Genomic DNA, 7,741 nt, shown 5'->3' on the forward strand with positions numbered 1-7,741 from the left:
TCCACAACCGCGATTCGCCCGCTGTCGGGGCCGTCGGGTTCCATGGACCCATGACTGCGAACGAGCTGCGCACCTCCGCCGACGCCGTCCTGGCCCGTCTGGTCGGGGACGCCACCGGTGAGGCCCGGCTGCGGGAGGACCAGTGGCGGGCCGTCGAGGCGCTCGTCGCCGAGGGGCGCCGGGTGCTGGTCGTCCAGCGCACCGGCTGGGGCAAGTCGGCGGTGTACTTCGTCGCCACCGCACTGCTCCGCGCGCGGGGCAGCGGCCCCACCGTCATCGTCTCCCCGCTGCTGGCCCTCATGCGCAACCAGATCGAGGCGGCCTCGCGTGCGGGCATTCGGGCCCGCACCATCAACTCGGCCAACGTGGAGGAGTGGGAGGACGTCGCCCGCTCGGTGGCCGACGGCGCGGTGGACGTCCTGCTCGTCTCGCCGGAGCGGCTCAACAACCCCGACTTCCGCGACCAGGTGCTGCCCGCCCTCGCGGCGTCGACCGGTCTGCTCGTCGTCGACGAGGCGCACTGCATCTCCGACTATGGGCACGACTTCCGGCCCGACTACCGCCGATTGCGCAGCATGCTGGCCACCCTGCGCCCCGGCGTTCCCGTCCTGGCCACGACGGCGACGGCCAACGCCCGGGTCACCGCGGACGTCGCCGACCAACTCGGCACCGGGCCGGGCGATTCCGCCACGGACGCCCTCGTGCTGCGCGGCCCGCTGGACCGCGCCTCCCTCAGCCTTGCCGCGCTGAACCTGCCCGACGCCGCCCACCGACTGGCCTGGCTGGACACCCACCTGCCCCGCCTGCCGGGCTCGGGCATCATCTACACACTCACCGTGGCGGCGGCCGAAGAGGTGGCGGCCTACCTCCGGCAGCGCGGCCACGAGGTGTCCGCCTACACCGGCCGCACCGAGAACGCCGACCGCGCGGCGGCCGAGGAGGCCCTCCTCGCCAACCGGGTCAAGGCGTTGGTGGCCACCTCGGCGCTGGGCATGGGCTTCGACAAGCCCGACCTCGGCTTCGTGGTGCACCTGGGTTCGCCGTCCTCGCCCATCGCCTACTACCAGCAGGTCGGCCGGGCGGGGCGTGGCGTGGAGCACGCCGAGGTGCTCCTGCTGCCCGGCCGCGAGGACGAGGCCATCTGGCGCTACTTCGCCTCGCTCGGCTTCCCGCCCGAGGAGCAGGTGCGGCGCACCCTCCAGGTGCTGGCGGACGCCGACGGGCCGGTCTCCGTGCCCGCCCTGGAGCCGCGCGTCGAGCTGCGCCGCTCACGGTTGGAGACGATGCTCAAGGTGCTCGACGTGGACGGCGCCGTGCGCAGGGTCCGGGGCGGCTGGACGGCCACCGGACGGCCCTGGGACTACGACGCCGAACGCTACGCCTGGGTGGCCCGGCAGCGCGCGGCCGAACAGCAGGCCATGCGCGAGTACGTGACGACCGACCAGTGCCGCATGGAGTTCCTGCGCCGCCAGCTCGACGACCCGGACGCGGCGCCGTGCGGACGCTGTGACAACTGCGCCGGGCCGCGCTTGACCACCGAGGTCCCCGCCGACGCGGTGAAAGCCGCCCGGGGCGAACTCGGCCGCGCCGGTGTGGAGGTGGAACCCCGGAAGATGTGGCCCACCGGGCTGCCCGCGATCGGGGTGGACCTGCGGGGCCGGATTCCCGCCGACCAGCAGGCGGCCCCGGGGCGGGCCGTCGGTCGCCTCACGGACATCGGGTGGGGGAACCGGCTGCGCCCGCTGGTCAGCCCCCAGGCTCCGGACGGGCCGGTGCCCGAGGACGTGGTGGGGGCCGTCGTCGAGGTCCTCTCCGACTGGGCCAAGGGCCCGGGCGGTTGGGCCTCCGGCGCGGCGGACGCCCAGCGTCGGCCTGCCGCGGTGGTGGCGCTGGGCTCGCGCTCCCGACCCGTGCTGGTGGGCTCCCTGGCCGAGCGCATCGCCGCCATCGGGCGGATACCGCTGCTCGGCACGGTCACCGCCGACGCCGACGGCGTCGACCTGGCGGCCGAACACACCAACAGCGCGCGGCGGGTGCGGGCCCTCCACACCGCGCTGCGGGTACCCGACGCGCTGCGGGAGGCGGTGTCCGCCGCTGGGGGCCCGCTGCTCCTGGTCGACGACTACACGGACACCGGCTGGACGCTCGCGGTGGCGGCGCGGCTGCTGCTGCAGGCCGGTGCGCGGGAGGTGAGGCCGCTGGTGCTCGCTGTCCAAGGCTGACCTGGACCCACAACGCCCCACTGCGGCGCCATCCGCGACGCGAGGGGTCGGCGGGCGCGTCGGCGGCGCCGGACGCGGTGGCGGAATCGAGCGTTGCCGGTTTCCGTTCCGGCCAGCGACAATGGGCCCGACTCCCACCTCGGACCGCACCGTCCGCCGTGCCTGTCGTGGCGTGCGCCCTGCCCAACGCGCCACCGCATCCCTGGGGCAGCGAAAGGGGAGAACATGACCGTCGTCTCCGTCCACGGCCCGACCACCGACACCGCCGCGCGGCTGGCCCGCACGGTCGAGCCCGCGCAGTGGGCCGCCGCCGCGATACCTCTGCTGCGCAACCCGCGCGAGGTGGTGTCGGGTCTGCACACACGTCACCGCCCGGCGCCGCGTACGGCCGTGGTCGCGGTGCTCGACCCCGAGGAACGGCTCGTGGCCAGCGCGTCGTTCACTCCCGGCCCCGCTCCACCGGACGGGTGGGAGTACCGCAACGCGCTGCTCGCCAGGCTGCGCCGCGTCATACCCCACGACCTGCGGCTGCGCCGACCGATACGCACCGCGGCGCTGCTGTACTGCCGGGAGGGCGAGGGGCGCTGGACGGAGGAGGACGGGGCCTGGATGTGGGGCTTGCGGGACGCCTGCTCCCTGCACGGGCTGCGCTGCGGGCCCTACATCACCCTCACCCGGCACGGCTGGCGCGTGGCGGGTGAGGAACGCTGGGGGCGGAGTCCGGCGGTCGGCGCACCGCCGGACCCCACCGCGCCGCAGCCCTGACCGCGGCCGGGCTCAGAGCAGGTCGCGCAGGCGGTGCGGGTCGCCGCAGACGATGAGTTGGGCGCCGGCTCGGGACAGGGCCGCGGGCAGGGCCTCGGCGATCCGGGCGTCGCTGCCGCCGTTGACGGCGAGCACCACGACAGGGCGGGCGGTGACGCGGGCGGCCGCGGCAGCGTCCACGCAGAACACGTCCTCCCCCGCGGCCTGCTGGCCCCAGTAGGCGTCCTCACCGAAGGACAGCTCGTGCTGCGCCCACGGGTGCGACTCGCCGGTGGTGATCAGCAGGACGTCGCCGGGCGAGCGGCCCTCGTCCAGCAGGCGGTCGACCGTCTCGTCGGCGGTCTCCACCGCGGTCTCGGGCGTGGCCGCCACGAGTTCGATCTCCGCGGCCTTGGCCGGAGCCACCGGCGCGGGAGCGGCGACCGCGGCGGGCGCGCCGGAGCGTGCGGTCGCCGGGCGGCCGGACCGGGGGCGGCTGCGGTCGCTGCGCGGCGGAGCCGGACGCGGACCGGGGCGCGCCGGAGCGCCGGGGCGGGGTGACGGGGAAGGGATGGCGGCGCCCGCGGATGCGCGGGGGCCGGGAACGCTGGGGCGGATCTGAGGCTCCTCGGAGCTGTGAGGCATGGGTGATGTCTATCAAACGCGGTCGGGCGGCGGCGCGGCGGGTGCGCCGCCGGGCAGCCGGTATCGGACTAGAACAGTTGGGCCTGCTCCGCCTCGGCTTCCCCGGCGGGCGCGGGGAGGGAGACGAGCGGGTGCGGCTTCTTCAGGTGCTGCCAGCGCGGCAGGGCATCCAGGTACGCCCAGGTCAGTCGGTGGTGCGGAGTGGGTCCGAGGTCCTGGAGCGCCGCACGGTGCGCGGGCGCCGGGTAGCCGGCGTTTCCGGCGAAGTCGAACTCCTCGTGTCCCTCCCCGAGTTCGGCCATCAAACCGTCCCGCCGGACCTTGGCGATGACCGAAGCCGCGGCGACCGAGACGCAGGACCGGTCGCCCTTGACCACGGTGCGCACCCGCCACGGCGGACCGAGGTAGTCGTGGGCACCGTCCAGGATCACCGCGTCCGGACGCTCGGGCAGCGCCTGCAAGGCTCGCACGGCGGCCAGCCGCAGCGCCGCCGTCATGCCCAGGGCGTCGATCTCCTCCGGCCAGGCGTGCCCGAGACCGTGGGCGGTGACCCAGCCGGTCAGCGCCTCGGCGAGTTCGGTACGGCGGGCCCGGGTAAGCAGCTTGGAGTCCGTCAGGCCCGCGGGCGGACGGCGCAGGCCGGTGACCGCCGCGCACACCGTGACCGGGCCGGCCCAGGCCCCCCGTCCCACCTCGTCGACTCCGGCGATCAGCCGGGCCGGCGTCGTCGCCCGCAGGGAGCGTTCGACGCGGTGGGTGGGCGGTTCGTACGGCACGGCCTCAGCCTACTCGGCCGCCGGTACCCACGCGGGCGGGGGCTCCGTGGCATCGACCCAGGTTCCGGGCGGGGCGAGGGCGGCTCCCAGGACACCGCCGACGATGGCGCAGGTGGTGTCGACGTCGCCGCCGGCCCGTGCGGTGGCCCAGAAGGCCGTGACGAAGTCGCCGCCGTGCCGGGCCACCGACCACAGGGCGAACGGCACGGTGTCGTGGGCGCTGGTGCGGCGCCCGCAGCCGAGCACGGCGGCGGCGGTGCCGACGTCGGCGTGGTCCAGCAGGTCTCGGGCGCGCCGCAGGCCGTCCCGCACGGCGCTGCGCGGGACGCGGGCGGTCACCGCGTCCAGCAGGGCGGCGCCGCTGTCCGGCCCCCATCGGTTGGCGGCGGTGCGCAGCGCTGCCGCGACGGCGACCGCGACGGCCCCGCACACGGCCTCGCGGTGCTGGTGGGTCACGTACGCCGAGCGCTCGGCCTCCGCCGCCGCCCGGCCGGGGTCGTCGGCGAACCACGCGCCCAGGGGCGGTACCCGCATGGCCGCCCCGTTGCCCCAGGAGCCCTGGCCGTCGAAGAGCGCGGCGGCCAGCTCCCGCCAGTCGGCACCTTCCCGCCGGAGCTGCCGCACCACGCGGTGAACGGCGGCGCCGTATCCCCGCTCGGCGTCGTGGTGGGCGGAGAAGCCGGCCGCGAGCGCGTCCTGGTCGGCGGCGCCGTGGCGGTGCAGGACGGCCACGACGGAGGCGGCCATCTCGGTGTCGTCCGTCCACCGCCAAGGGCCGGGCGGGGGTTCCCCGCGGGCCAGGAAGGAGCGGTGGCCGGGCGAGAAGAACTGCGCGCCCAGGGCGTCCCCGACGGAGAGCCCCCGCAGGCTCGCCAGCGCGCGGCGCAGGCGGAGGGAGTCGGCGGTCATGGTGGCAGGCACTCCGGAGACGGGACGGCGGGGAACCGGCCGACTGGCCGGGCGGCGGCGGAGGTCACGGCGCGCCGTAGGGCTCCGGCAGACACCAGTGTTCGAAGGGGCGGTCCAGGTGGTAGCGGCCGTCGGAGTCGAGCACCAGCGCCCTGGTCTCGCCGTTGCCCGGGTTGGACAGGGACTCGAACTCCGCCACGCTCCAGTGCATCCAGCGCATGCAGAACAGGCGCATGGTCAGCCCGTGGGTCACCAGCAGGACGTTCGGCGGGTGGTCAGGGGCCTGGAAGCTGCGCCACAGGCTCTCCAGGAAGGCGTCCACCCGGTCGTAGACGTCCGCGCCGGACTCGCCCTGGGAGAAGCGGTAGAAGAAGTGCCCGTAGGCGTCGCGGGCGGCCTTCTGGCGGCGCACGTCGTGCCAGTCCTGCCAGTTGCCCCAGTCCTGCTCGCGCAGCCGCGGCTCCTCACGCACCCGCACGCGGGTCGGGTCCAGCCGCAGCTCGCGGAAGGTCTCGTGGGTACGCCGGTAGGGAGAGACGTAGGCGGACACGCCGTCGTCGCCGAAGAGGGCGCGCAACTCCTGGCCGGCCCGGGCGGCCTGGTCGCGCCCCTTGGCGGTCAGCCGCAGGGCGTGGTCGGGCACCCGGGTGTAGACCGAGTCGTCGGCGTTTCCCTCGGACTCGCCGTGTCGTAGGAGGACGATGCGCCGGGGACGAGCCATAGGGCCAGCGTAGGCCGTGCGCGCGCCGTACTCCCAACCGCACGCGTCCGGGCCGCCGGGCGGCGCCCCGGCGTGCCCCCGCCCCGGTGAGCGCCCGGCGTGCCCACGGGGCGGGGCACGCCGGGCGTCACACCGTCCAGCTCCGCTGCAGGTCGATGACGTCGCCGTCGACCGCCGCGATGTCGGCCCCGGTCTGGGCCCGCAGGGACAGGCGCTCGATGCGGTCGGAGCGGTACTTGCCGTGCTCGGCCGCCGAGTCCCACATGGACAGCACCAGGAACTCGTCCTCGGAGGCCGCCTGGCCGAAGACGCCGCGCACCATGCCGGGAGAACCGGCCATCGCCGGGTTCCAGACCTTCTCCTGCATCAGCACGTAGTGCTCCACGCGCTCGGCACGCACCCTGCAGTGGGCCACGCGCAACAGGTCGGTGTCGGTGAACTCGGGCCGGAAACCGGTCTTGACGTCGAAGCGGTACTCGAACAGCAGTGTGCGCATGTCACGGTAGGTGCCGACCTGAGCGGCATGCAGCCGGTCGTGGGAACGGGCCATGAAGGAGTCGTAGAACGCACGGCTCTCCCAGAAGCCGAAGAGGTGCGCCACCGCGTTCCGCGACCGGCTCCAGCCTCCGCCCTGCCCCCGGAAACCGGGCTCGCCCAGCAGGCCAGCCCACTTCCGCTGCCCTCGTTCGAAGGCCCGGCGATCGACCACGGTGCACCGCATCCACTTGACCAGCACCGCGCCATCGTAAGGGCATCTCAGCCGGTGATCGTCCGATACCGCTGCCGCAGGATCGCCGACTCCTGCGGGCTGAGCCGCACGTCGAACACCCGCTCCAGGACGGCGTCGAGCTCGTCCTCGGCGACCTCGCGGGCCTCCCGCGCGCCGTCGGGACGGTACACCTCCAAGAGCGTACCGGTGAGCATGGTGCGCGCCTGCGGCTCCGGCTTCTGCACGACCGGCCGCGAGGTGAACGGCGAGCGTGGGTGGGTGCTGACGTAGTAGTTGGCCATCTCGTAGTCCGGCGGGATGCAGGGCTGCTCGGTGAAGGTGTAGAGGATGAACCAGCCCTCGGGGCGCAGGGACCGGAGCTCCCACACGGCGTCGGGGCGCCGGACGAGCGAGAACGTCCAGTCGCCCTGCCGCACCTCCGCGCCGTCCACGAGCGGGATGGGGCCTTGCGGTCCCTCCCCGCCGTAGCCCACGTCGGTGATCCAGCGCTCGCCGTCGATCTCGACCTGGAGCAGCATGTGCGTGGGGGCCCGCTTGGCGTCGGGCTCGCCGTTGAGCACGCGGCCGGCGAGCCCGGTGACGGGGAAGCCGATCCGCTCCAGCACGGCGGCGAAGAGCGTGTTCTGCTCGTAGCAGTAGCCACCGCGCTTGCTGCGGACGAGCTTGTCCTGCAGTGCCCCGAGATCCAGGAGCACGGGGCGGTCGAGCATGATTTCCAGGTTTTCCAGTGGGATGCGGGCCACGTGGGCCCGGTGCAGTTCGGTCAGGGTCGCGACGTCGGGTCGCAGCTCGCCGCCCGCGTAGCCGGTGCGCGCCAGGTAGGCGTCAAGATCCAGCTTCTCGCTACTCCACATACCGCGTTCGTCCTCTCCTTCGGCGGCCGGCTCGTGGCCGCACTCCGCACTGGCGTAACAGCGCGGCGGACGAGACCATTCCGCTCTGTATGCACCTGATTGCGCCAAGACGCCGAGGGGCGGGGCCCGGCCCGTGGCCG

Annotated in this window: 8 protein-coding genes; 2 read left to right on the forward strand and 6 right to left on the reverse strand. The window is 74.7% G+C overall.

Translation table 11 applies throughout. The features are described from left to right. The first annotated feature begins 50 nt into the window (after positions 1-50). Together OSB71_RS11655 and OSB71_RS11660 are read left to right on the forward strand one after the other, a co-directional pair. Positions 51-2,222, forward strand: coding sequence for a RecQ family ATP-dependent DNA helicase (locus OSB71_RS11655; protein WP_265947245.1), 2,172 nt, complete (start codon positions 51-53; stop codon positions 2,220-2,222). 225 nt (positions 2,223-2,447) lie between these two features. After that, the gene (locus tag OSB71_RS11660) at positions 2,448-2,987 is read left to right on the forward strand and encodes a hypothetical protein (RefSeq protein ID WP_265947247.1); all 540 of its coding nucleotides are present in this window, start codon (positions 2,448-2,450) and stop codon (positions 2,985-2,987) included. A 12-nt stretch (positions 2,988-2,999) separates the two neighbouring features. On the opposite strand, the gene OSB71_RS24500 is transcribed toward OSB71_RS11660, so the two are convergent. The 6 genes from OSB71_RS24500 to OSB71_RS11690 form a co-directional block, all read right to left on the reverse strand. Continuing rightward, the gene (locus tag OSB71_RS24500) at positions 3,000-3,392 is read right to left on the reverse strand and encodes a hypothetical protein (protein ID WP_323055276.1); all 393 of its coding nucleotides are present in this window, start codon (positions 3,390-3,392) and stop codon (positions 3,000-3,002) included. Between the two features lie 287 nt (positions 3,393-3,679). After that, entirely contained in the window at positions 3,680-4,387 is a 708-nt protein-coding gene (rnhB, locus tag OSB71_RS11670) for a ribonuclease HII (protein WP_265947251.1), read from the reverse strand. A 9-nt stretch (positions 4,388-4,396) separates the two neighbouring features. After that, on the reverse strand, positions 4,397-5,296 hold the full coding sequence (locus OSB71_RS11675) for an ADP-ribosylglycohydrolase family protein (RefSeq protein ID WP_265947253.1): 900 nt from the start codon (positions 5,294-5,296) through the stop codon (positions 4,397-4,399). Between the two features lie 64 nt (positions 5,297-5,360). Next, positions 5,361-6,017, reverse strand: a complete 657-nt coding sequence (locus OSB71_RS11680; RefSeq protein ID WP_265947254.1) for a histidine phosphatase family protein — start codon at positions 6,015-6,017, stop codon at positions 5,361-5,363. A gap of 127 nt (positions 6,018-6,144) precedes the next feature. Then, positions 6,145-6,753 carry a YdbC family protein gene (locus tag OSB71_RS11685; protein ID WP_265947256.1) on the reverse strand — a complete coding sequence of 203 codons (609 nt, stop codon included), beginning with the start codon at positions 6,751-6,753 and terminating at the stop codon, positions 6,145-6,147. 20 nt (positions 6,754-6,773) lie between these two features. Continuing rightward, positions 6,774-7,601 carry an arylamine N-acetyltransferase family protein gene (locus OSB71_RS11690; protein ID WP_265947258.1) on the reverse strand — a complete coding sequence of 276 codons (828 nt, stop codon included), beginning with the start codon at positions 7,599-7,601 and terminating at the stop codon, positions 6,774-6,776. Positions 7,602-7,741: the final 140 nt, after the last annotated feature.

Source organism: Streptomyces marinisediminis, assembly GCF_026262575.1.
Lineage (GTDB): Bacteria > Actinomycetota > Actinomycetes > Streptomycetales > Streptomycetaceae > Streptomyces > Streptomyces marinisediminis.

Bases quoted from the DNA above. Each gene is read 5' to 3' on its own strand.
- OSB71_RS11655 (WP_265947245.1), top strand. From the start codon at position 51: ATGACTGCGAACGAGCTGCGCACCTCCGCCGACGCCGTCCTGGCCCGT.
- OSB71_RS11660 (WP_265947247.1), top strand. From the start codon at position 2,448: ATGACCGTCGTCTCCGTCCACGGCCCGACCACCGACACCGCCGCGCGG.
- OSB71_RS11675 (WP_265947253.1), bottom strand. From the start codon at position 5,296: ATGACCGCCGACTCCCTCCGCCTGCGCCGCGCGCTGGCGAGCCTGCGG.
- OSB71_RS11680 (WP_265947254.1), bottom strand. From the start codon at position 6,017: ATGGCTCGTCCCCGGCGCATCGTCCTCCTACGACACGGCGAGTCCGAG.
- OSB71_RS11690 (WP_265947258.1), bottom strand. From the start codon at position 7,601: ATGTGGAGTAGCGAGAAGCTGGATCTTGACGCCTACCTGGCGCGCACC.